Source organism: Planomonospora sp. ID82291 (assembly GCF_015711645.1).
Classification (GTDB): Bacteria; Actinomycetota; Actinomycetes; order Streptosporangiales; family Streptosporangiaceae; genus Planomonospora.
The window spans coordinates 350,924-374,355 of sequence record NZ_JABTEX010000004.1; the positions used below are offsets into that span (position 1 = coordinate 350,924).

General features: G+C 73.9%; 24 protein-coding genes. 9 read left to right on the forward strand and 15 right to left on the reverse strand.

What is annotated here, in order from left to right; all coding sequences use genetic code 11:
- The first annotated feature begins 172 nt into the window (after nt 1–172).
- Entirely contained in the window at nt 173–754 is a 582-nt protein-coding gene (locus HS045_RS26070; protein WP_196454111.1) for a hypothetical protein, read from the forward strand.
- On the opposite strand, the gene HS045_RS26075 is transcribed toward HS045_RS26070, so the two are convergent.
- Nucleotides 732–2,237, reverse strand: coding sequence for an FG-GAP repeat protein (locus HS045_RS26075; RefSeq protein WP_196454112.1), 1,506 nt, complete (start codon nt 2,235–2,237; stop codon nt 732–734). The genes HS045_RS26070 and HS045_RS26075 overlap by 23 nt on opposite strands.
- 94 nt (nt 2,238–2,331) lie before the next feature.
- Here HS045_RS26075 and HS045_RS26080 point away from each other — a divergent pair, with 94 nt between their 5' ends.
- Nucleotides 2,332–3,564 (forward strand): cytochrome P450, encoded by a 1,233-nt coding sequence (locus HS045_RS26080; protein WP_196454113.1) that lies wholly within the window; start codon nt 2,332–2,334, stop codon nt 3,562–3,564.
- Here the strand turns inward: HS045_RS26080 and HS045_RS26085 are convergent.
- Nucleotides 3,554–5,062 carry an alpha/beta hydrolase gene (locus HS045_RS26085; protein WP_196454114.1) on the reverse strand — a complete coding sequence of 503 codons (1,509 nt, stop codon included), beginning with the start codon at nt 5,060–5,062 and terminating at the stop codon, nt 3,554–3,556. The two genes, HS045_RS26080 and HS045_RS26085, sit on opposite strands and share 11 nt — an antisense overlap.
- A gap of 195 nt (nt 5,063–5,257) precedes the next feature.
- Here HS045_RS26085 and HS045_RS26090 point away from each other — a divergent pair, with 195 nt between their 5' ends.
- Nucleotides 5,258–6,409 (forward strand): Fic family protein, encoded by a 1,152-nt coding sequence (locus HS045_RS26090; RefSeq protein ID WP_196454115.1) that lies wholly within the window; start codon nt 5,258–5,260, stop codon nt 6,407–6,409.
- A gap of 28 nt (nt 6,410–6,437) precedes the next feature.
- On the opposite strand, the gene HS045_RS26095 is transcribed toward HS045_RS26090, so the two are convergent.
- Both HS045_RS26095 and HS045_RS26100 read right to left on the reverse strand, forming a co-directional pair.
- Nucleotides 6,438–6,707, reverse strand: a complete 270-nt coding sequence (locus HS045_RS26095; protein WP_196454116.1) for a type II toxin-antitoxin system prevent-host-death family antitoxin — start codon at nt 6,705–6,707, stop codon at nt 6,438–6,440.
- Nucleotides 6,708–6,761: 54 nt separating this feature from the next.
- Entirely contained in the window at nt 6,762–8,153 is a 1,392-nt protein-coding gene (locus tag HS045_RS26100; protein WP_196454117.1) for an MFS transporter, read from the reverse strand.
- 198 nt (nt 8,154–8,351) lie between these two features.
- Here HS045_RS26100 and HS045_RS26105 point away from each other — a divergent pair, with 198 nt between their 5' ends.
- From HS045_RS26105 to HS045_RS26130, 6 genes are read left to right on the forward strand one after another with little or no spacing between them, the layout of a single operon-like run.
- A complete protein-coding gene (locus tag HS045_RS26105; protein WP_196454118.1) occupies nt 8,352–9,305 on the forward strand; it encodes an STM4015 family protein in 954 nt (317 codons plus the stop codon).
- A gap of 5 nt (nt 9,306–9,310) precedes the next feature.
- A complete protein-coding gene (locus HS045_RS26110; protein WP_196454119.1) occupies nt 9,311–10,285 on the forward strand; it encodes an STM4015 family protein in 975 nt (324 codons plus the stop codon).
- The gene (locus HS045_RS26115; protein WP_307827725.1) at nt 10,282–11,523 is read left to right on the forward strand and encodes an STM4014 family protein; all 1,242 of its coding nucleotides are present in this window, start codon (nt 10,282–10,284) and stop codon (nt 11,521–11,523) included. Before HS045_RS26110 ends, HS045_RS26115 begins: the two co-directional genes overlap by 4 nt.
- 8 nt (nt 11,524–11,531) lie before the next feature.
- The gene (locus tag HS045_RS26120) at nt 11,532–12,338 is read left to right on the forward strand and encodes an STM4013/SEN3800 family hydrolase (protein WP_196454479.1); all 807 of its coding nucleotides are present in this window, start codon (nt 11,532–11,534) and stop codon (nt 12,336–12,338) included.
- Between the two features lie 35 nt (nt 12,339–12,373).
- Nucleotides 12,374–13,741, forward strand: coding sequence for an STM4012 family radical SAM protein (locus HS045_RS26125; protein ID WP_196454480.1), 1,368 nt, complete (start codon nt 12,374–12,376; stop codon nt 13,739–13,741).
- Entirely contained in the window at nt 13,738–14,622 is an 885-nt protein-coding gene (locus HS045_RS26130) for an STM4011 family radical SAM protein (RefSeq protein ID WP_196454120.1), read from the forward strand. Before HS045_RS26125 ends, HS045_RS26130 begins: the two co-directional genes overlap by 4 nt.
- A gap of 327 nt (nt 14,623–14,949) precedes the next feature.
- On the opposite strand, the gene HS045_RS26135 is transcribed toward HS045_RS26130, so the two are convergent.
- From HS045_RS26135 to HS045_RS26185, 11 genes are all read right to left on the reverse strand, one after another.
- Entirely contained in the window at nt 14,950–15,156 is a 207-nt protein-coding gene (locus tag HS045_RS26135) for a hypothetical protein (protein ID WP_196454121.1), read from the reverse strand.
- Between the two features lie 199 nt (nt 15,157–15,355).
- Complete coding sequence (locus tag HS045_RS26140) at nt 15,356–16,387, reverse strand: DUF6745 domain-containing protein (RefSeq protein WP_196454122.1); 1,032 nt, start codon at nt 16,385–16,387, stop codon at nt 15,356–15,358.
- A gap of 18 nt (nt 16,388–16,405) precedes the next feature.
- Complete coding sequence (locus tag HS045_RS26145) at nt 16,406–16,732, reverse strand: hypothetical protein (RefSeq protein WP_196454123.1); 327 nt, start codon at nt 16,730–16,732, stop codon at nt 16,406–16,408.
- A gap of 501 nt (nt 16,733–17,233) precedes the next feature.
- A complete protein-coding gene (locus tag HS045_RS26150) occupies nt 17,234–17,401 on the reverse strand; it encodes a hypothetical protein (RefSeq protein ID WP_230884825.1) in 168 nt (55 codons plus the stop codon).
- 201 nt (nt 17,402–17,602) lie between these two features.
- A complete protein-coding gene (locus tag HS045_RS26155; protein ID WP_196454125.1) occupies nt 17,603–18,238 on the reverse strand; it encodes a TetR/AcrR family transcriptional regulator in 636 nt (211 codons plus the stop codon).
- 46 nt (nt 18,239–18,284) lie between these two features.
- Complete coding sequence (locus HS045_RS26160) at nt 18,285–18,938, reverse strand: heme oxygenase (biliverdin-producing) (RefSeq protein ID WP_196454126.1); 654 nt, start codon at nt 18,936–18,938, stop codon at nt 18,285–18,287.
- Between the two features lie 60 nt (nt 18,939–18,998).
- Nucleotides 18,999–20,270: an acyltransferase gene (locus tag HS045_RS26165; protein WP_307827726.1), complete on the reverse strand. Its 1,272-nt coding sequence runs from the start codon at nt 20,268–20,270 to the stop codon at nt 18,999–19,001.
- Nucleotides 20,263–21,003: an alpha/beta hydrolase gene (locus tag HS045_RS26170; protein ID WP_196454127.1), complete on the reverse strand. Its 741-nt coding sequence runs from the start codon at nt 21,001–21,003 to the stop codon at nt 20,263–20,265. Before HS045_RS26170 ends, HS045_RS26165 begins: the two co-directional genes overlap by 8 nt.
- A gap of 236 nt (nt 21,004–21,239) precedes the next feature.
- Nucleotides 21,240–21,896 carry a response regulator transcription factor gene (locus HS045_RS26175; protein ID WP_196454128.1) on the reverse strand — a complete coding sequence of 219 codons (657 nt, stop codon included), beginning with the start codon at nt 21,894–21,896 and terminating at the stop codon, nt 21,240–21,242.
- A 423-nt stretch (nt 21,897–22,319) separates the two neighbouring features.
- A complete protein-coding gene (locus HS045_RS26180) occupies nt 22,320–22,967 on the reverse strand; it encodes a DsbA family protein (RefSeq protein ID WP_196454129.1) in 648 nt (215 codons plus the stop codon).
- 84 nt (nt 22,968–23,051) lie between these two features.
- Complete coding sequence (locus tag HS045_RS26185) at nt 23,052–23,414, reverse strand: antibiotic biosynthesis monooxygenase (RefSeq protein WP_196454130.1); 363 nt, start codon at nt 23,412–23,414, stop codon at nt 23,052–23,054.
- Between the last annotated feature and the right edge of the window lie 18 nt (nt 23,415–23,432).

The window sequence follows — 23,432 nt, forward strand, 5'->3', positions numbered from 1 at the left end:
CGGGCTCCGCGCCGATCGGGGCGGGCTTCGCGCCGGTCGGGGCGGGCTTCGCGCCGGTCGGGGCGGGCTTCGCGCCGATCGGGGCGGCTCCCGCTCCGGCCGGGGCGAGTCCTGCGCCGGCCGGGGCCGGGAGGGGGAGAAAATCCCCGCGATTTACCGGAACATGGGTGATATGAGTCACTCCCTCACGAGGCTCACCGCCGCGGCCCTGGCCGCCGCGCTGGGCGGCACCCTCCTCCAGACCCCCGCCGGAGCCGCGGTTCCGGCCGTCCCCACGGCCCCGCCGCCCGCCGCGGTCGCCGGGCTCCCCTGGCTCTCCGGCCTCTCCGGGTCCTCCGGCGCCTCGGCGGCGGCCAAGCCGAGGTTCACCGCCTACGCCCGCTACGACAAGTACGTCCGCAGGGGCGGCTACGTCACCTACCGGATCAAGGTGACCAACAGGGGCGGTTACAAGGGCCAGGCCTACGCCCTGCTCGGCGGGGTCTTCCCGTCCGGGACCCGGCGGATCAAGGTGGTCGCCAAGCCGCGCAGCATCGGCTGCACGACCCGGGGCCGGAACCTGAGGTGCTGGATCACCTCGCTCGACGACGGCGACACCACCGCGGTGACGGTCCGCGCCTGGCTGCGTCCCGCCACGCGCGGGAGGTACGTCCCGAAGCTCGGGGTCGCCTACACCGCGGACCGCGACGCCGACCGGAGCCGGCTGTTCCGCACGATCCGCTTCAAGAAGCTCACCGGGACCCGGATCCTGTGAGCGCGTAGCCGAACAGGGCGCTCCCGGCGCCGGTGGCGAGAGTCCGCGCCGTCGCCGGGCGCACTCCCGGATCCGCCCCCGCGCGGTCCCGTCCGCGCAGCAGGACGAGCCGGCCCGAGGCCGGCGCGGCCACCACCAGGCCCCGCCCCGGCACGGTGGCCAGCGCCGCGCCGAAGTCGCCCCCGCGGCCGGTGACCAGCAGGTCGTTCCGCTTCGTCAGGCCGCCGGACGGGGTCCCCGCGAGCACCTGGACGGCGTTCTCGCCGGGCACCCCGATCACCAGCTCGTCGTCGCCGTCCCCGTTGAGGTCCCCGGCGGCCAGCGCCGCGCCGAACCGGTCGAAGTAGCGCGGCACGCCGTCGAGCCCCCGCTGGGAGAAGGCCTCGGAGGTCCCGGTCCGCAGGCCGTGCGCCGAGCCGTAGAGGGCCACCACTGTCCCGTCGCCGTAGTCCATCGCCCGCTGGTTCGCGGTCAGGCCCTCGCCCGGCGCCCCGACGGCCAGGTCGGCGCGGCCGTCGGCGTTGAAGTCCCCCGTCGCCAGCGCGGCCCCGAACCCGTCCCAGGGCTCGGCGGCGCCGGCGAGGCCCGGAGCGTCCTGGGTGAGGCGGAGGGCCCCGCGCCGCCGCACGTCGAGCACGGTGACCGAGCCCTCCCCGCTCTTGCGGAGGCTGTCGGCGGGCACGCCCACCGCGATCTCGGCCCGGCCGTCGCCGTCGAAGTCGCCGGTCGCGAGCACCGACCCGAACTGGTCGGTCCCGCGCTCCCGCTGCCCGATCCAGCGGGTCCGCTGGGTGACGACGTACGGCCTGCGGCCCCGCATCCCGTGCACCCCGACGCCGCCCCCGCCCAGTCCCGGGATCCCGATCACCAGCTCGTCGTCGCCGTCCCCGTCCAGGTCCCCGGCGGCCAGCGCCGCGCCGAACCGGTCGGCCCCGCGCCCGCGCCCCAGGTCCCCGGCGTCGAGCACCCCGCCGGGCCGCAGGCCGCCGGGCGAGCCGTGGAAGAGCTGCACCACGCCCCGGCCGTCGGAGCCCGGTCCCGGCCGGTCCTCCTCCGACACCCCGACGGCCAGGTCCGCGCAGCGGTCGCCGTCGAAGTCGCCGACGGCCAGCGCCGAGCCGAACGCGTCCCCGGTCTCGGCCTCTCCCGGCACGCCGGGATCGTCCTGGGTGAGCCGCGCCTCGGTGCGCATGCCGTACAGGACCGTGACGGAGCCCGCCCGGGCGTGGCCGCCCACCTCCGTGTACGGCGCGGCGACCGCGAGGTCGGCGCGGCCGTCGCCGTCGAAGTCGGCGGGCACGCCGGAGCACGCCCGGAAGGCCGCCGGAGCCGGGAGCGGCCCGGAGACCGGGACGGCCGGGGCCGGGGGACGCGGGGCGGAGGCGGGGGAGTCCGGCGCCGCGGCAGGGGCCGGGAGGGCCGGGGCCGCCGGGGCGGCGAGGGAGGCGGCCAGAACGGCGGAGGCGAGGAGCATTGCTCTCATAACCGGGATGTTCTCCGGCGATTCGGACCGCCCTCCCACCGCCACGTGAACGATATGTGGCCGCTTTCGGTAGAGCGCGTGCCAGGATGGGCGGATGGACATCGACCTGGCTGATCTGGGGTTCTGGCGCCGTCCGACGAAGGAGCGGCACGAGGCGTTCGCGCGGCTGAGAGAGCTGGAGCGGCCGGTGTTCTTCACCGAGAAGCGGGTGCCGCTGCTCCGCTCCGGCAGCGGGTTCTACGCACTGGTGCGCCACGCCGACGTGGTGGAGGCCAGCCGCAACGCCAAGGTCTTCTCCAGCGAGCCGGCCGCGAGCAGCCCCGAGCCGCCGGGCTGGGTCAAGCACGTGTTCGGCGAGTCGATGGTCAACATGGACGACCCCCGCCACGCCCGGCTGCGCCGGATCGTCTCGCGCGCGTTCAGCCCGAAGATGCTCTCCGGCCTGCAGGGCGACATCGACAAGGCCTGCGCCCGGATCGTCGACGACGCCGTGGCGGCGGGTCCCGGCGGCGACTTCGTCGAGCAGGTGGCCGCCCGGCTGCCCATCCACGTCATCTGCGACATGATGGGCGTCCCGGACGACCTGCGCGAGCGGGTCCACCGGCACGTGGACGTCTCCACCGCCTACACCGGCGTGCGGCCCAGCCTCGCCCGGAGCGTGCGGATGGCCGTGGGCAACATGCTCGCCCTGCTCGCCCTGCAGCGCATGGTGATCGGACTGGGCCGGGAGCGGGCCGCCGATCCCCGCGGCGACCTGGTCTCGGCGCTGGTCACCGCCAACGTGGACGGGGAGCGGCTGACCGACCGCGAGCTCGGCTCGTTCTTCGCGCTGCTGCTCGTCGCCGGGAACGAGACCGCGCGCAACACCATGGCGCACGGCATCAAGCTGCTCACCGACAACCCCGAGCAGCGGCGGCTGCTCTTGGAGGACTTCGACGGCCGCATCGGCGGCGCGATCGAGGAGATGGTCCGCCACGTCTCGCCGATCATGCAGTTCCGCCGGACCGTCACCGAGGACTACGACCTGCGCGGCCTGCACCTGAAGCCGGGCGACAAGGTCGTGCTCTTCTACGGCTCGGCCAACCGCGACGAGACGGTCTTCCCCGACGCCGACCGGTTCGACATCACCCGCGACGCCAAGGGGCACGTGGGCTTCGGCGGTCCGGGCCCGCACTTCTGCCTGGGGGCCAACCTCGCCCGCCAGGAGATCCGGACGATGTTCCGCGAGCTGTTCACCCGGCTGCCGAACGTGCGGTCGGTGGGCGAGCCGGAGCTGCTGCTGTCGAACTTCGACAACAGCGTGCGGAGCCAGAAGTTCACCTTCTGAACGGCGCGGACGTCTCTGCCGACGGGTGACGGGCGAGGTTCTCACCACCGGTGGGGGGGTCCTCCGCGGTGACCGGCACGGCGGGGCAGGTGGCGCCGGGCCGGGGCAGCGCCAGGGTCAGCAGATAGCGGTCGACCGCGGCGCGGGCGCAGGGGCTGGCGTCGTAGGTCCAGTGGCCGACGCCTTCGTAGGTGAGCAGCGTACCGCGCGGGATCCGCCGCGCCACCGTCACCGCGAACTCGTGCGGAGTGGCGACGTCGTGGCGGCCGTTCACCAGGAGGATCGGCGGCGTGCCGGGCCGGAAGCGGTAGGGGCGCTGCGGGTTGCGCACGGCGATGTCGCGTCCCTGGCAGCCTGCCACGTCCCGCCAGCCGGTGAGGGTCCACCGCAGGTGCGGGGCCGCGCGCCGCACGGCGTCGCGGATCCGTGACAGTTCGCCGAAGTCGCGGATGGGCCAGCGGAAGTCCGAGCAGAAGATCGCGGCGTACGGGTTCTCCACGGACTCCGGGGGTTCGGTGGGCTCGGGGGCCCGTGCGGCGCCGGACGCGGCCTGGTCCCGCAGGGCGATGAGGTAGTCGTCGAGCGGGGGCCAGAAGGACTGGTCCGCCGCGTGAGAGTCGATCCTGGCCGCCAGCCACTCGGGCGTGAGCACGAATTCGGGGACGCCCGGCTCGTGGATCTCCCCGCGGGCGGCCCGGGCCATCAGCCCGTCGAGCAGTTCCGCCGGGTCCTGCCCGCCGAGCGAGCACCCGGAACCCGGTCCGCGGCACCAGTCCCCGAACATCCGGAACGTCCGCTCCGAGGTGCGGGCCCTGGCCGTCAGGAAGTCCACCGGCCGCCGGAGGCTGTGGTCCAGGTTGCCCTCCAGCACCAGCGCGCGCAGCCGGTGGGGGAAGAGCTCGGCGTACCGCTGGCCGAGCAGCGTGCCGTACGACAGGGTGTACAGGGAGATCGTCCGTTCGCCCAGCGCGGCGCGGACCGCCTCGACGTCACGGGCGGTGCTCTCGCTGTCGGCGTGGTCGAACACCGGCCCGGACAGCTCGCGGCACGCCTTGTCGTAGGCGTTCAGCCGGGCCAGCATGCGGTCGTACTCCTCGGCGGTGGCCGGGTTGTCCGGGACGCTGGACGTCCCCGCCGGGCAGAGCACCGGCGGGCTGCCGGGGACGCCGCGGGGGTCGAAGCCGACGAGGTCGAACCGCTCCAGCAGTTCCGGGGAGAAGATCCCGGCGGCGTTGACGGTCTCCCGTACGCCTCCGATGCCCGGGCCGCCGAGGTTGAACACCAGCGTGCCGACGCGGCGGGCCGGGTCCCCGGCCTTCCGCCGGGCCACCGCGATCTCGATCCCGGGGCCGTCGGGACGCGACCAGTCCACCGGCACGCCCACCGACCCGCACTCGACCGCGGGATCTTCGGGGCACGGCCGCCAGGCGATCTGCGGAGCCGCCGACGCGGGAGCCGGAACGCCTGTCAGGCCGCACGCCAGGAGGAGGACCGACATGATCCATCGGGACAGCCGCACCGGATCCGCCTTTCTGGACGCGTGTGCCGTCACCCTCATCCGGGAGATCACCGTTGTCAACGGCGGCCGTCCCGTTTCCGGGGATTCGATGGGGACGTCTCCGGCGAACCGCACATTCATAAATAAATAATCAATGCATTTGACCGAATGATCTTATCATGCTGTCATGGCGGCATGCTGTACGGCACGCCCGCGCTGGACGCGGAAGACGAGAAGGTCCTCGCCGAGATCGAGGACATGCGCACCGACCTGCGGCACCGGCTCGCCGAGACGCACCGCTGGGACGGCCAGCTCCGCAGGCACCTGCAGGCCCTGGCCATCCAGGGGTCGAACGCGATCGAGGGCTACCAGGCGAGCGCCGAGGACATCGGGTCGATCATGGCGGGGGAGGAGCCGCTGGACGCCTCCCCGGCGGTGGCCAGGGAGATCGCCGGATACCAGCAGGCGATGACCTACATCCAGCTCCTGTCCCGGGCGGCGGTCTTCCGCTACGACGCGGGCCTGCTGCACGCGCTGAACTTCATGATGATCGGCCACCACCGGGACAAGACGCCGGGCACGGTCCGGCCGGGGGCCATCTTCATCAGCGACTCCGGCACGGGTGAGGTCGTCTACGAGGGACCGGATGTGGAGACGGTCCCGGGCCTGCTCGACGAGCTGGTCGACTGGCTCAACACGGGCGACCTGGACGCCCCGGGCTACGTCCGCGCGGCCATGGCGCACTTCAACCTGGTGAAGATCCACCCGTGGCGGGACGGCAACGGCCGGGGCTCCCGCGCGCTGCAGACCCTGGTGCTCGGCCGCGACCGCATCCTCACCCCGGAGTTCGCCTCGATCGAGGAGTGGCTCGGGCAGGGACGCACGACGTACGACTACTACAACGTGCTCGGCGAGGTCGGCGGGAAGCGGTGGAGCCCGCACGGCGACACGCTCCCCTGGGTCAGGTTCAACCTCCGCTGCCACCACATGCAGGCGCAGAAGGTCCGGCGGCGGCTGCGCGAGGCCGGCGAGGTGTGGACCGTGCTGGAGGAGGGCGTCGACGCCGACGGCCTGCACACCCGCTGCGTCTCGGCGTTGTACGAGGTCTTCGTCAACCGGCGGCTGCGCCGGACCATGTACCAGGCGGACGAGTCGCTCAGCCAGGGCCAGGCCGCCCGCGACCTGCGCGAGCTGACGGCCAAGGGCTGGCTGCGGCCGTACGGCGAGACCAAGGGCCGCTTCTACGCTCCCGGCCCGAGAATGGAGACGATCAAGGCCGACTTCGCCGGCCGGCTGGTCCCCCTCCGCGACCCCTACCGGCCGGAGCCGCCCGCGGCCTTCGCGTGACAGGCCCTTCCTGCCCCCAGGTCCGGCGTCAGCCGTACGACGCGAACGGGTCGACGACGGACACCCCCGTGCCCTCGAAGTCCTCGACGTTCCGGCTCACGAGCGTCCAGCCGTTCACCCGGGCCGTCGCGGCGATCAGGCCGTCCGCCGTCGGAAGCGGACGTACGGCGTTCAGCCGTCCCCACTCCTCGGCCACCTCCTCCCCGTGCCGGGTGACGATCTGCGGCCCTTCGTCCGTCGCGCGCCGCACGACCTCACTGAAGCGCTGTTTCGCCTCCTGGACCTGCCATGCGGTCATGAGCCGCCTCCTGTCCAGTCTGTCTAGACCTGGACTGTACGACCGAGGTCTCGGCTACGGGGCGGTCAGCACGTTCTCTCGGACGGTGAGGAAGGCGATCAGCGCCGAGACCGCCATCATCGCCGCGCCGATCAGCATCGCCGTGCGGAAGCCCGCCGTGAAGGCGGCCGGGGAGGTGAAGGCGTCCCCGGTCAGTCCGGTCAGCGGCGGGATCGCGGCCACCGCGAGCAGGCTCCCCGTGCGGGCCACGGCGTTGTTGACGCCGCTGGCCACCCCGGCGTAGCGCTCCTCGGCGGCGCCCAGCGCCGTCGCGGTGAGCGGCGCGACCGCCGCCGACAGGCCCAGGCCGAACAGGGAGACCGGGAGCAGCACGTCCACCGCGTAGCCGGAGCCCTCGCCGATCCGGGCCATCCAGAGCAGCGCGGCGGCGCAGACCAGGATGCCCGCGGTCATCGGGAGCCGCGGCCCGACCCGCTTGGCCAGCTCGCCCGCGCGCGACGACAGCAGCAGCATCAGCACCGTCACCGGGATCATCGCCGACCCGGCGAGCAGCGGGGAGAGGCCCGAGGAGACCTGGAGCTGGACCACCAGCAGGAAGAACACCACGCCCATCGCGGCGTACATGACGAACGTGACGGCGTTGACGGCGGTGAACACCCGGGAGGCGAAGACCCCGACCGGCACCAGCGCCTCTGGCGAGCGCCGCACCTGCAGCCGGGCGAACGCCGCGCCCAGCGCGGCGCCGACGGCCAGCGGGAGCGGGAGCAGGTCGATCAGGCCGTAGGTGATCGCGGCCAGCGCCGCGGCGGCCAGCACCGCGCCGAGCACGTCGAACCGCCCGGTGGCCGAGGTGTCCCTGCTCTCCGGCACGTGCCGTACGGTGACCGCCACCACGAGCGCGGCCACCGGCAGGTTGATCAGGAACACCCACCGCCAGCCGGCCGCGTCCACCAGCCATCCGCCGAGCAGCGGCCCGACCGCCGCGGCCACCCCGCCCAGCCCGGACCAGGCGCCGATCGCCCGGGGCCGGTCGCCGGGGTCGAAGGACGCCTGGATGATCGCCAGGGAACCCGGGGTGAGCAGCGCCCCGCCGACGCCCTGCAGGGCCCGCGCCGCGACGAGCGTCTCCAGGTCCGGAGCCAGGCCGCACAGGGCCGAGGCCAGGGCGAACCAGACCACACCGGCGAGGAAGACCCGGCGCCTGCCGTACCGGTCGCCGAGTGCGCCGCCGAGCAGGATCAGCCCGGCGAGCGTGAGCGTGTAGGCGTTGACCGTCCACTGCAGCCCGGCCATGCCGGCGCCCAGCCCGGCGCCGAGCGCGGGCAGCGCCACGTTGACGACCGTGCCGTCCAGCAGGGCGACGCCCGAGCCGAGCACGGTGGCCAGCAGGACCCACCGTCCGGCGGGGGAGGCGAACCGGATGCGGCCGTCGTCCATGGAGATCATCGTCCTCGGTGTCCGTCGCGGCCCGTCCTGTCCGCCGGGTCCCGGCAGGGCGGCGGGCCGCGTTCCAGGACCGTGCGAACAACGGGTCCGTCCGGCTGATTCCCCGCCGCGCGCGGTCCCTCTTCCGCCGTGATGCGGGAAGTGTCGGCGATCTCTGGTAGGACAGGTCCGTCGCGTTCCGCCTGACAGGAGCCCCGGATGGACTACAGCGAGTTCAACGACAGCCTCGGCGACCTCTCCCGGGGGGTCTACGCCGGACTGCCGATCGCGCACGCGCCCGACAAGGACGGCGGGGAGCTTCCCCCCGCCGACCGGGTGGCGTGGCGCGTCTCGGCGGCCGTCTACGACTCCGAGGAGAGCTTCGAGGAACGGTTCGCCCGCTTCCTGACGGCGGTGGACACCACGCGGGTGAAGGCGGTCATCGTCGGCGGGTGGGCGGAGGCCTACGATGACGACAGCTCCGCGGTCGTCGGGCTGCTCACGGAGAACGCGGCGCGCTTCCCGGAGCTGCGCTCGCTCTTCCTCGGCGCGATGGCGTCGGAGGAGTGCGAGATCTCCTGGATCCGGCAGAGCGACGTCACCCCGCTGCTGGAGGCGTTCCCGAAGCTGGAGCGCCTGGAGGTGCGCGGCGGGAGCGGCCTGGAGTTGCGGCCGGTCCGGCACGAGGCCCTGCGCGTCCTGCGGTTCGAGACGGGCGGGCTGCCCGCCGGGGTGGTGCGCGCGGTGGGGGCCTGCGAGTTCCCCGCGCTGGAGTATCTGGAGTTGTGGCTCGGCGTCTCCGACTACGGCGGTGACGCGACGGTGGCCGATCTGGAGGGCGTCCTGTCGGGGGACCGGTTGCCGGCGTTGCGGCATCTGGGGCTGCAGGACAGCGAGATCCAGGACGAGGTGGCGGCGGCGGTGGCGTCGGCGCCGGTGGTGGCGCGGCTGGAGTCGCTGGCGCTGTCGATGGGGACCCTGTCGGACGCGGGCGCCGAGGCGCTGCTGGCCGGCCAGCCGCTGACCCACCTGAAGAAACTGGACCTGTACCACCACTACCTGAGCGAGGCGATGGCCGAGCGGATCCGCAGGGCGCTGCCGGAGGCCGAGATCGACCTGGCCGAGCGGGGGGATCCCGGCGACGAGTGGCGCTACGTCGCCGTGGGGGAGTGAGCGGGATGGCGCGGGGCGGTCTCAGGAGATTCGGCACCCTGCCGCTGGAGGGCTTCCCCTGCCTCGCCGACGAGGACCTCGACCTGGACGAAGACCTGGGCGACGGCGAGGGCGAGCCGCTGCCGCGCGCGCAGGCGTGGTCGCTCTGGCTGAACGAGCAGTACGACCACGAGGAGTCGTTCGAGGACTACTTCGCCCGGTTCCTGGCCGATGCGGACACCACGGTGGTCCGCGAGCTGGTCTTCAAGATGTGGGGAGACCCGGCCGCCTCGTCGGAGCAGGCCGTGCGGCTGCTCACCGAGGCGGCCGACCGCTTCCCCGCCCTGCGCGCGATCGTGCTGGGCGACATCCCGCCCGACGAGTGCGAGATCTCCTGGATCCACCAGAGCGACCTCACCCCGCTGCTGGAGGCGTTCCCGGAGCTGGAGGTGCTGGAGGTCAGAGGGGGCAACGGGCTGCGGCTGCGGCCGGTCCGGCACGAGCGCCTGAAGGTCCTGCGCTTCGAGAGCGGCGGGCTGCCCGCCGGGGTGGTGCGCGCGGTGGGGGCCTGCGAGTTCCCCGCGCTGGAGCATCTGGAGTTGTGGCTCGGCGTCTCCGACTACGGCGGTGACGCGACGGTGGCCGATCTGGAGGGCGTCCTGTCGGGGGACCGGTTGCCGGCGTTGCGGCATCTGGGGCTGCAGGACAGCGAGATCCAGGACGAGGTGGCGGCGGCGGTGGCGTCGGCGCCGGTGGTGGCGCGGCTGGAGTCGCTGGCGCTGTCGATGGGGACCCTGTCGGACGCGGGCGCCGAGGCGTTGCTGGCCGGCCAGCCGCTGGGGCACCTGAAGACGCTGGACCTGCGTCACCACTACGTCGGCGCCCCGATGGCGCAGCGGCTCGCCGGGGCGCTTCCGGAGACCACGACCCTGCTCATGGGCGCGGCGCGGGAGCCGTACGCGTTCGACCCGGACGGCCGCTACGTGGCGGTGGCGGAGTGAGCGGAGATCCGGTCCTGGCGGTCGTCGGCACGCCCGGCGACCGGCGGGTGACGATGTTCGCCGACGCCTGCGCCCGGTACGGCCTGCGCCCGCCCGAGGTCGTCCCGTGGACCTCCGTGCTGCGGGGCGAGGAGATCCGGCTGGAACCCGGGACCCTCGTCCGGGTCGACTCGCCCGGCGAGGACCCCGAGGCCGACGCGCTGCTGCGCGGGCCCGGCGAGCCGTCCCGGGTGGGCGGGGGCGCGCGCTGGCACGCCTCCCTCACCGCCGGGACGGCGCGGGTCCGCGAGGCCGTACGGCGCACACCCGGCGCGGTGCTGCTCGCCGACCCCGGCGAGATCGCGGTGATGTTCGACAAACGGCTCTGCCACGCCCGGCTGGCGGCGGCCGGGGTGCCGGTGCCGCCCGCGCTGCCCGGACCGGTCGAGGGCTACGCCTCCCTGCGCCGCCAGATGGCCGACGCCGGATGGGGCCGGGTGTTCGTCAAGCCCGCGCACGGCTCCTCGGCCTCCGGGATCATCGCCCTGCACGCCGCCGGGAGCCGGGTCAGGGCCGTGACGTCGGTGGAACCGGCGGACGGCGGCCTGTACAACTCGCTGCGGGTGCGCTCCTACGACCGGGAGGCCGAAGTGGCGACGATCGTCGACCGGCTGGCACCGGACGGGCTCCACGTCGAGCGCTGGTTCCCCAAGGCGGGCATGGGCGGACTCACCTTCGACCTGAGGGTGGTCGTCGTGGGCGGCGTGCCCACGCACGCGGTCGTGCGCGCCGGCCGTCACCCCATGACGAACCTGCACCTGGGCGGGGTCCGCGGCGACCTGGACGCGGTCCGCGACCGGCTCGGCGCGCCGGGGTGGGCACGGATGCTCGGCGTGTGCGCGCGGGCGGCGGCGTGCTTCCCCGGGAGCCCGGCCGTCGGGGTCGACGTGATGGTCGGCACCGACTGGCGGAGCGTGGCGGTGGCGGAGGTCAACGCCTTCGGCGACCTGCTGCCGGGGCTGACCGGCCTGCCGGGGAGCGGGGCCGAAGGGCTGGACACCTACGGGGCGCAGGTGCGGGCGGTCCTGGGGCGGCGGGCCGGAGGACCGGCCCGTCCCGGGCGCACCGGGGAGCGGGACGGGCCCGCCGCGCCGGGCCCGGAGGAGCCCGGGCGGGCCGGGAGGACCGCGGAGCGCACGGAGGTCGGGGAGGCCGCGGAGGTCGCGGAGGCCGTGGAGGCCGCGGAGGCGCGGACGTGACGCGGGACATGAACCGGATCGTGGGGAGCCACGACCTGCTGCTGGTGACGCTCGACACGCTCCGCCACGACGTGGCCGACGACCTGCTGCGGGCGGGCCGGCTGCCCAACCTGGCCCGGGCGCTGCCCGGCGGGCGGTGGGAGCGGCGGCACAGCCCCGGCGGCTTCACCTACGCCGCGCACGCCGCGATCCTCGCCGGGTTCCTGCCGACCCCGGCCGCACCGGGTCCGCACCCCCGGCTGTTCGCGGCGGCCTTCCCCGGCAGCGAGACCACGGCGGAGGGGACCTGGGTGTTCGACGCGCCCGACCTGCCCGCCGGGCTGGCGGCGGCGGGCTACCGCACGATCTGCGTCGGCGGGGTGGGCTTCTTCAACAAGCTGACCCCGCTCGGGTCCGTGCTGCCGGGCATGTTCGCCGAGAGCCACTGGGAGCCGGGGTTCGGGGTGACGTCCCCCACCTCGTTCGAGGAGCAGATCGCGTGCGCCGAGCGGGCCGTCGCGCGGGCGGACGGGCCGGTGTTCCTGTTCGTCAACGTCTCCGCGCTGCACCAGCCGAACTGGTTCCACCTGCCCGGCGCGACCCGCGGGCACGGTGACGGCGTCGAGAGCCACGCCGCCGCGCTGGAGTACGTCGACCGGCACATCGGCAGGCTGTTCGCTCTGGTCAGCAGAGAGCGGCCGGGGTTCGCGATCGTCTGCTCCGACCACGGCACCGCCTACGGTGAAGACGGATACATCGGGCATCGGATCGGCCACGAGGTGGTCTGGACCGTGCCCTACGGCGAGTTCGAGTTGAAGCAGGGAGAGTGGCGTTGACCCCGATTCCCCCGCGGGCGGCGGTGCAGGCGCAGGTGGCGGAGGCCCCGCCGTCCGGAGACGGCCACGGCCCGGCGCCGGATCCCGGTGACGGTTCCGGCCCCTACCAGGGCTACGTCTACGCCTATCCGCACAAGACGGCCTACCGGCCGCTGGAGCCGCGCCCGCCGCTGCGGGAGGTGTGGGCGGGCGAGCCGACCGGCAGCCTCTCCCTCTACCTGCACATCCCGTTCTGCGAGGTGCGCTGCGGGTTCTGCAACCTGTTCACCCGGACCGGCGCGCCCGAGGAGCTCGTCACCGCCTACCTGGACGCGCTGGAGCGCCAGGCGCACGCCGTACGGGACGCCCTGGACGCGCCGAGGTTCGCCACCGCGGCGATCGGCGGCGGCACGCCGACCTACCTGAGCGCGGGCGAGCTCACCCGGCTCCTCGACCTCACCGAGAAGATCATGGGCATGGACCTGCGGGCCGTGCCCCTGTCGGTGGAGGCCTCGCCCGCCACCGCGACCGCCGACCGGCTCGCGGTGCTGGCCGAGCGGGGCGCGACGCGCGTCTCCATCGGCGTGCAGAGCTTCGTCGACGCCGAGGCCCGCGCAGCGGTCCGGCCGCAGAAGCGGGCCGAGGTCGAGGCGGCGCTCGGCCGGATCCGGGAGACCGGGTTCGAGGCGCTCAACCTCGACCTGATCTACGGCATCGACGGGCAGACCGAGCGGTCGTGGCGCCACTCCCTGGACGCGGCGCTGGCCTGGAAGCCCGAGGAGATCTACCTGTACCCGCTGTACGTCCGCCCGCTCACCGGTCTCGGCCGCCGGGCCCGCGACTGGGACGACCACCGGCTCGCCCTCTACCGGCAGGGCCGCGACCACCTGCTGGCCGCCGGGTACGAGCAGGTGTCGATGCGGATGTTCCGGCTGCCCGGGACGGGGAACGCCACCGAGTACTGCTGCCAGCGCGACGGCATGGTCGGCCTCGGCTGCGGGGCCCGCTCCTACACCGCCGACCTCCACTACTCCTACGAGTACGCGGTGGCCGTCGGCCAGGTCCGCGCGATCATCGACGACTACGTACGGCTCGCGCCGGAGGAGTTCGCGGTCGCCAACGTCGGCTTCCGGCTCGACGCGGAGGAGCGGCGCAGGCGCCACCTGATCCAGTCGCTGCTCCAGGCCGAGGGCGTGGACCCGGCCGCCTACCGGGACCGGTTCGGCACCGAGGCGGCCGACGACTTCGGCGGCGAGCTGGCGCTCCTGGCCGACCGCGGCTGGCTGGAGCCGGTCGGCGGGCCGGAGGGGGGAGCGGACCGGATCCGGCTGACCGCCGAGGGCCTCGCGTACTCCGACGCGATCGGCCCGGCGCTCTTCTCCGGCCGGGTCCGCGCGCTGATGGCCGGATACGAGGCCCGGTGACCGCCCGCCCGCCGGTCGGTGGTCCGGAGGGCGCCGGCGGTGACGGCCACCTGTCGATCCTCTACCGGGGGCCGCTGGCCAGCTGCGACTACGACTGCCCCTACTGCCCGTTCGCCAAGCGCCGCGACAGCCCGGAGCGGCTGCGGGCCGACCGGGCGGCGCTGGAGCGGTTCACCGGCTGGGTGGCCGGACGGGACCACCCGGTCTCCGTGCTGTTCACCCCGTGGGGCGAAGGGCTCGTCCGGTCCTGGTACCGCCGGGCGATGGCCGGGCTCAGCCACCTGCCGCACGTCCGCCGGGTCGCCATCCAGACGAACCTCAGCGGCCGGACCGACTGGCTGGCCGAGGCCGACCTGGACACGCTCGCCCTCTGGGCGACCTACCACCCCGGCCAGGTCGCCTACGACCGCTTCCTCGGCAGGTGCCGCGACCTGGCCGACCGGGGCGTGCGGTTCAGCGTCGGCGTCGTCGGCCTGCCCGAGCACCTCGACCGGGCCCGCAGGCTCCGCGCCGACCTGCCGCGCGAGGTGTACCTGTGGGTGAACGCCGCCGAGGGCCGCCTGTACACCGACGCGGAGGCGGACGACTGGACGGAGATCGACCCGCTGTTCCACCACAGCCGCTTCCCGCACCGCAGCGCCGGGCGGGCCTGCCGTACCGGCGACAGCGTCGTGTCCGTGGACGGCGACGGCACCGTGCGACGCTGCCACTTCGTCCCGGCCGTGCTCGGCAACCTCTACGACGGGACGTTCCGGCGCCGGGCCCGGCCGTGCCCGGCGGCGCTGTGCGACTGCCACATCGGCTACGTGCACCTGGAGCAGACGGGCCTGTACGACGTGTTCGCCGGAGGCGTCCTGGAGCGCGTCCCGCACGGCTGGTGACCCGTGCGGAACCGCGGTTCCGCGTCGTTCCGGGCCTGCCGGCGGGGCGTTCTCCGGCGCGGCATCGCAGGGTTCCGCGGAGAGGACGACGCGAAGGAGCGGTTCCACGGCCGTGGAACCGCTCCTTCACTCACTGATCACCAGAAGATCCCTCCATGGGAGGGGCGGTGTCTCCACGGGAGGGCGGCCCCCGTTTCGACGGTTCACGCTCGGTCCTCTCCGGCCGGCGGAGACGACCGGGACACGGATTCCTCCTCCGGCGTCGGCGCCGGCGCCCGGTGCGATGAAGCCGGAGGCGCCGCCGCGTTCAGCCGTTCAGGGAGGGGATCAGTTGTCGATGATGCCGAGGATGGCGATGTCGAGGAGGTCGTTCAGGACCTCGTTGTGGTTGCTGCGGTCGATGTAGGTGAAGTCGGGCCGGTCGTGGCCCCGGCCGTAGTCCCCGCCGCCGGCCGACGCGGGACCGGCGACCGCCAGGCTGGCGAGGCCTGCGACGCCGGCGATGACCGCTCCGGCGAGAATGCGACGCATCATGGGTTTTCCTCCATGGGAACGAGACGGAGAGTTGTCGGTGACTCCGGCGCGGGGCCGCGTCCGGCCGTCCGCTCGTCGTCGTGACCAAGCATCGCTCGGGCGGGGAGCGCCGTTCCGTCGGGTTCCTCCCGTGTCCGGCCAAGGCGGGGTGATGCTTTCTTAGGGCTGCTCCTGGTTTCGCCCGGGTCGCCGGGAGGTATCAGGTCTCCCGCTCGGGGCGGTAGTCGGCCTCGGGCAGGCCGAAGGTCCAGGCGACGCCCTCGCGGGCGGTCCGGGTGGCGGGCGGGACGCGCAGCCAGTACTTCCGGAAGGTGCCGTCGGGCTCGGCGGTGGAGTTGACCACCTCGACCATCACCACGGGCTCGTCGTCGGGCAGGTCGATCCGCCACAGGACGCCGGTCTCGTCCCGGTGCAGCGGGACCGCGCCGGACTCCTCCAGATAGCGGTCGTAACCGAAGTGCTCCAGCATCACCCGGCGCAGCTCGGCGTTCTCCTCGGCGTCGATGCGCGCGGGGGTCAGCCCCGCCATGGACGCGGCGAAGTCCGCGGGGACGGGCATGCCGCCCCAGGCGTGCAGCGCGAAGCCGTCGGAGAAGAGCAGGGCCGGGCCGTCGGCGCGGTGCAGGCGGTGCAGCTCGTCGCGGTGCAGTTCGGTGGGGCGCTCGCAGACGACGGCCACCCGCTCGAACGGCCACCACCAGCCCGCCGACCGGGCGACCCGGGCGAGTCCCGCGGTCTCCGGTCTGCCCAGCGCGTCGAAGAGCGCCAGCCAGGCGGCGTCCTGCTGGCCCAGCACGGCGTCCAGCGTCGAACCCCGGAGCGCGGCCCCGGCATCCTCGGTCTCCTCCGCCGCGGCGAGGCCCCGCCGGATCTGCGTGACCAGGTCGCCGATCGGGCCCCAGAGCCGGCCTCCCGTCAGAGACCAGGCCAGCGACCAGTCGGCGGTGCCGAGCGAGGCGTGCACGGCGGCTCTGGCCCGCTCCCACTGCCGGGTCCTGACCTCCTCGCGGACCGGCCGGCCGGCGTCCAGCGCGGCGGCGGCCCGTGCGCCCGCGAGCGGTGAGTCGACCCAGACGATCTCCTCGGGCTCCGCCAGCCCGGCGGCGCGGTAGGCCGACCGCACGCCGGCCTCGGCTTCGGTGCGGTCGGCGGTCCCGGTGCGGAAGGCGGTCTCCTCCCAGTCGCGGGCGGCGGCGGTCAGGGCGTCGGCGAGTTCGATGGTGACGGTCATCTCGTCGGTCTCCCGGGATCAGTCGGCGACGACGCGGAACGCGCCGGGGACGTATTCGCGCTGGCGCTGCACGCGGTACCACCCCTTGGGGAGGGGGATCGCGGCGTGCTCCTCGTGGACCACGCGGCCCCCGGAGGGGAGGTGGAGGAAGTCGGGCTCCATCGGGTGCGGGCTGCGGACCAGGACGCCGGGGCCGACGACGGCGTGGGCGTGGCCGGTCGCCTCGCCCAGGGCCAGCACGAGCCGGCCGCCGGGGTCGCGCGGCGCGGAGGGAGCGGTCCGGACGGCGGCGGGCACGGTCTCCTCGGGGACGGGCACGATCAGGATGTCGCCCTGGCGGTACATGGGAAGGCTCCTCGGGTCGGGGTCGATCGAAAGCTAACCCCCGCCACCGACATTTCACCGGCCTCCGGGGGCGCGCGCCTCCGGGGCCACCCGACCGGACCGCCTCCCGGCGTACGGCCCGGCGCGGCTCCCGCTCGGCCCTTCTCCCGCTCGGCCCTTCTCCCGCCCCCGCCCCGGACCGGTCGGTGCGGGATCGGCGCGGGGCGCGGGCGTGGTCGCAGCCGGTGGGATTCCGGCCGGAAGCGGCGATGTATTCCTTGAGAGGATCGAAAAAAGCGGCTCCATGGCCGGGAACAGGCCATGGAGCCGCTTTTTATTGCGTTGATCAACGCGCCAGAAGTTCCCCTGGAATCGGGGTCGTGCCTAGAGGTAAGACGGTTTCCCGTGGTGGACGCCATTCATGGGGTGAATGTATCCGGCCGGCGGGAGCGCCGGGGGCGGACCGTCTCCGGGCGGGGTGCCTGATCTCGGGACCGGGCGCCCGCCGCCGCGCAGAGAGGATCAGTTGTCGATGATGCCGAGGAGCGCGAGGTCCAGGAGGTCGTTCAGGATCTCGTTGTGGTTGCCGCCCTCGACGTAGGTGGTGCCGCGGTCGTGACCCCAGTCGCCGGCCGAGGCGGTGCCGGCGACGGCCAGGGCGCCGACGCCCGCGAGACCTGCGATGGCCACACCGGCGAGAATACGACGGATCATGATTTTTTCCTCCATGGGAATGGAACGGGGAATTCTTTGAGGCTTCCGTGGCGGGCCGCATCCGGCCGTCCTCGGGGTGCCGCGAATAAGCATCCCGTACCGGTGGAGTCGTTTCAGCGAATTAACGCCATGATTGATCAAAGCCTGGTGACGGTTCTTTTACGGTGGCGGCCGGTTTTACTGATTCGCCGATCGCGGTCGTCGCGGTGATTCCGGTGAACCGGCTCCCAGCGCACGGAGCACGAATCCGGAGACGATGCCCTCGGCCTCCTCCACCTGCACCGTGCCGTCGAGCAGCGGCAGCCGCTCCGCGCCGATGACGGCCAGGATGAGTCGTGCGGTGGCGGTCACGTCGGCGGCCTGGAAGTCGCCGGAGGCCACCCCTCCCTCGATGATGCCGGTCAGGATCCGCTGCATCGGCGCGACGTGCTCGGCCAGGCGCTGGTAGGCGTCGGGGCCCAGTGCGGCCGACAGGTCGGCGGGCCCGGGGTGCGGGTGGGCGAGCAGCCCGGCGAGCTGGAGCCGGACGAACACCCGCAGCCGCTCGGCGGGCGGGGCGTCGTCCGCGAGCTCGCGTTCGTAGGCCTCGATGAAGTAGTGCGTCACCTGCTCGGTGAAGGCCAGCAGCAGCGCGGCCTTGTCCGGGAAGTAGTTGTACAGCACGGTGCGGGTGATCCCGGCCTCGCCGGCCACGTCGGTCATGGAGATGGCGTCGATGCCCTGACCGCGGGAGAGCCGCGAGACCGCCTGCAGGATGCGCTCGCGCGTCTGCGCGCGGTGCTCGCCTATCGTCGCGGCCGAAATGCGGGGCATGGGCCCATCGTCGCACATGCCCGGCGCGCCGGCCGGAGCATCGCGGTCAGGCCGCGAGCTCGGCCCGCGCCACCCGCCCGAGGTCGGCCAGGACCTCGGTGTTGAGCTGGTAGGCGAGCCTGGTCTCGCGGATGATGCGCTGCTTCTCGGACTCGTCCACCGGCAGGGCGTCCAGCCGGGCGCGGTAGGCGTCCTTGAACCGGGGCAGGCTGCCGACCTGGTCGAAGCGGTAGAAGTCGACGCCTCCACCCGGCCCGTAACCGTAGATCTTCTCCAGCTCCATCCGGATGAACTGCCCGCCGGACAGGTCGCCCAGGTAGCGGGTGTAGTGGTGGGCGATGTAGCCGCCGGGCCAGCCGGCGACCTGGTTGATCCGGGCGACCAGGGTGAGGGTCGGCTTGGAGGGCTCGATCCGGTCCGCCCAGCGGGCGCCGTAGATCGTCTCCAGGTCGCGGACCAGCGCCTCCTCCCGGTAGAGCTCGGGCAGGACGAACGGCCCGGCGACCGGGTCGCCGGCGAGTGCCCGGGAGGCGCCGTCGAGCGCGACGTAGGCGAAGTAGTGCTGGGCCACCAGCTCGCCGTAGGCCTCGCGGCTGAGCCGTCCGGCCATCAGCGCCGTGAGGTAGCCGTCGTCCTCGGCGGAGGCGTGATCACCCCAGGTGGCGGTCCTGAGGACATCGGAGAACGGCGCCTGGCTCATGATCACTCCATGTCGAAGGAGGCTTTCATGACAGAGTGTCACAAAGAATCGGGGGGCGCGTCAAGAAGATGATGACACCTTGTCGTGAAACGTGGCACGCGGCCCCGGCGGTACGGTCCGCAACACGGTGCCGGCCGCGCCGGCCAGGGCGAACAGCGCGGCGATCGCCGCCAGCCAGGCCAGGCGGTGCGCGAGCCAGGAGGGATCGGAGGGGGAGGAGAGCAGCCCGGGGACGTCCCCGAAGCGGAGCGCCGCCACGGCGGTCATGGACAGGGCCGTCTGGTGCCAGAGGAAGAGCGTCATCGCCGACAGGTTGACCAGCGCGATCACCGCCCACAGCCGGGGCCGCCGCATCAGCCGGGCCAGCGGCCCGCGGACCAGCAGGGCCAGCCCCACCTGGGCGAGACCGAAGCAGACCGCGGCGAGCGTCGGAGGACTGAGGTTGGACACCTGCGCCCCGGTCACCCCCACCATGCTCGCCGGATAGCCGAACCCGGCCACCAGGACCACCGCCCCGGCCGTCCCGCCGGCCAGCAGCGCCGCCGCCGTCCGCCGCGAGGCGAATCCGCCGCCCGCCCAGCCCGCCCCCAGCGCGTACGGCACCAGCCATCCGGCCGCGAGGTTCACCCAGCCGAGCCGGTCGAGCCAGGCGGGGCCGCCGGGCCAGAACCTGGCCGTGTCCACGGCCAGGACCACCGCGACGGCCGCGGCGGTCGTGACCGCCGGCCGCAGCCTGGTCAGCAGCGGAGTGGCGGCGGTCAGCGCGGCGAAGACCGCCAGGAACCAGAGCGGCGCGAGCGCCGGCAGCGCCAGCGCCCGTATCGTCGTCCAGGGCGTGCCGTGCAGCGCCAGTCCCGCGGCGATCCCCGTCCAGACCAGCAGGAGCGGCATCACCGGCGGCAGCAGCCGCGCGGCCCGGGCCCGCAGCCACACCCGCACCCCCGGGGCCGATCGCAGGCTGCGCGCCGCCGCGTAGCCGCCGACGAAGAAGAACACCGCCAGGGTCTGGAGCACCCAGGACAGCGGTGTGAACGCCGGCAGGTGGGCCAGCGGGCTGGAGATCGCCAGTCTTCCCCCGGGGCCGGGCGTCCACGCGGTGACCAGCCAGTGGCCCAGGACCACCCCGCCGATCGCCAGCGCCCGGAGCGCGTCCACCCCGCGGTCCCTGCCCGGCGGCGTCGCAGCCCCGATCCGGCCCGCCCAGCCGGTCGCCGGGCCGGTCGCCGGGCCGGCCGTGAGGCCGGACGTGGAGCCGGACGTGAGGCCGGACGTGGAGCCGGTCGCCGGGCCGGCCGTGAGGCCGGTCGTCCGGTCGCTTGCGGGGTCAGCCACGGGACACCTCGGCGGTCCGCCCGAGGGCGATCAGCGCGAGGTTGCGCAGCGACCGGCTGCCCGGCTCGAGGTAGTCGCTGTGCCCGGCGGCACCCGTCGCGAAGATCCGGGAGCCGAAGCCCGGTCCCGCCGGATCGGGGCCGAAGCCGAGCGGCCCGAAGCGGACCTTGGGGACGTGGCGCATCCAGTCGCGCGTGCCGCTCCCCGCCCACAGGCGCGTCCCGCCCAGCTCGGCGGCCGATGACACCCGCAGGCCCGGGCTGCCGAACACCGCCAGGTCGGCGACCCCCGACCCGGGCACGGCCCCGGAGCACACCACCGACCCGTAGCTGTGGCAGAGCAGGGTGACCCGCTTGCCGCGGAGCGTTTCGGAGACGTAGCGGCGCAGCGCCGGGGCGCCGCGCTCGGCCGCTCCGCCGGTGGCGACGTGCAGGCTGACGGTCGCCGGGCTGTCGTAGCCGAGCCAGGCGACCACCGCCAGCCGCGCCCCGGGGTCCAGCTCACGCGCCTGCGCCAGCAGGGCCCGGGCGCCGCCCCCCGGTGTGCTGTGCACCTTGGCCCGGCCGCCCTCGAAGGTGGCGGCGGTGGTGTCGGCGCCGGGGACGACGACGGCCACGTGCTCGGCCGTGCGCAGGTCGCCGTAGACCTTGACGATCCGGTCGCCCGGCGGTTGCGGGACGATCACGTAGGTGAGCGCGGTGATCGCGCCCACGGCGAGCACGGGACGGAGCATGCGGGCCTCCTGCCGAGTTCCGGGGACCTTCCGGGGAACAGGACAGGACGGTATGAATCATGATCGATAACCCGCGTCACCCCGCGGAGCCCACCGTTCCGTCACTCCGTGGAGGGACGGGGACGACAGGGCGGGCTCCCGGCGCTGCGAGGACGGCGGGCGACGGCGGGACTCCAGAGCGACGGCGGACCGCCCGGACACGTGCCCACCCGCCGGGGCGGACCCCGGCGGGCGCCTCACTCGCCGGGACGGACCACCCCGGTCTCGTAGGCGTACACGATCGCCTGGGCGCGGTCGCGCAGGCCGAGCTTGGCCAGGATCCGGCCCACGTGCGTCTTGACCGTCTGCTCCGAGAGCACGAGCTCCGCGGCGATCTCCTGGTTGGACAGGCCGCGGGCGATCAGCGCGAGGACCTCGGTCTCCCGCTCGGTGATGTCGTCCGGCCGGGCGCGCGGACGGCTCGGCCCGACGCGGGCGAACTCCGCGATGAGCCGCCGGGTCACCGACGGCGCCAGCAGCGCCTCCCCGGCCGCGACCACCCGGACGGCCTCGGCCAGCTGCTGGGCGGAGGCGTCCTTGAGCAGGAACCCGCTGGCCCCGGCGCGCAGCGCCTCGTAGACGTAGTCGTCGAGGTCGAAGGTGGTCAGGATCAGGATCTTCGGCGCGTGGCCGCCGGAGGAGAGGATCTCCCGGGTCGCAGCCAGCCCGTCCATGACGGGCATGCGCACGTCCATCAGCACGACGTCCGGCCGGAGCTCCGCCGTGCGGGCCACGGCGTCCCGCCCGTCCACGGCCTCCCCGACGACCTCCAGGTCGGGCTGGGAGTCCAGGAAGACGGTGAAGCCCGTCCGCACCATGCCCTGGTCGTCGGCGATGAGCACCCGGATCGGCATACGTCCTCCGTGATCATGAGTTGTCCGTGCTCGGGAGTATGGCAGCGACCGCGGAGCCCGGGAACGGGCCGCCCCCGGGCCACCGCGCTCCCCGAGGGGCCGATGCCGTTCGGATGGATCATTCGGGCAGGGTGTCTCCGCCCCGGTTTCCTCCCACCGCTCCTGGCGGCCGGAGCGGGTGGCGGACAAGCCCGGACGCCCCCTGGGGGACCTGCGGCGATCCCTCTTCCGGCCACGCAGGGCTTCTTCGGAGGTCAGTGGATGTCGCACGGGCGAGGCGGCCGTCAGTCGGCCGCCTCGCCCGTCTCGGCCTGCGGTCAGAGGCCGATGACCTCGGCCAGGAGGTCTGATGAGATTCCTTCCGGAAAGAGATGCCGAGATGGTGCGGCAGGCGTCACGGGAGCCGCCTGTCAGTCAGGACGGTCAGGACGGATCGGAACGCGGTGCGAGCCGGTCGGGTCGCTCCCGCAGGAGCACGCGCAGATCGGCGACGGGCTGGACCCCGGAGACCGGCGGGCGGCCGTCGATCACGAGACCGGGCACGCCGGTGATGCCGTGCTCGGCGGCGCGGCGCCGGTCGCCGCGCACCTCGTCGGCGTAGCCGCCGCCGTCCAGCACAGTGCGCACCTCCCCGGTGTCCAGTCCGGCCTCGCCGCCGAGGCGCTGCAGGACCTGCGCGTCGGCCACGTTGCGCCCCTCGGTGTGGTACGCGTGCAGCAGCAGCTCCATCATCTGGTCGGCCCGGCCGCGGTCGGCGGCGAGCTTGACCAGCCGGTGCGCGTCGAAGGTGTTCACCGGACGGGCCAGATGCAGGTTCAGCTCCAGGCCTTCGGCCGCGCCCAGCGACCGGATCCGGGCGATGCGGGCGGGCGCCTGCTCGCCCCACCAGCCGGCCATGGCCTCCGCGGCGGTCTGGCCCGGCGTCCGGTCTCCGTCCGGCGCGAGCTCGTAGGCGCGCCAGACGATCTCGATGCCGTTGCGGCCGGGCTGCTGGGCCAAGGCGGCCGCCAGACGTCTCTTGCCGATGTAGCACCAGGGGCACAGCACATCGGCATATATCTCAAGCTTCATGGATGTCCCGCAGAGTGGTCGTGGTCGATGGAGCGGGTTCGGCGACCCGGCGGCGGGTACGGCCCGCCGGCAGGAATCGGGCGATCAGGCATCGAGGCGCTGCGGCCCAGGACCGACCTCGCGGACGACGGTGTAGGTGGGCGCCCCGGTCATGCGTGGTTCGGCCTTACCGGACAGGCTCTCCAGCGCCTTGCCGATGGCGGCCATCCGGCCATCGGTGTCGGAGGTCTCCACGAAGCGGCGGTAGTCCGCCTCGCTCGCCCAGTGCACGATGTTGCACACCCGGGTCCCGTCGGTGCTCACATGGAAGCGAGCCGAGCGGTAGCCGGGATGGAAGCGCACCCACCGCTCCTGGATCTCCGCGAACGCCTCCACGAGCTCACGCTGTGTGTCAAAACCGTCAACGGCGTAGTCGATGATCGAATAGAAACCGGGATCAGTGCTCATGAACCCACTCCTCACGGT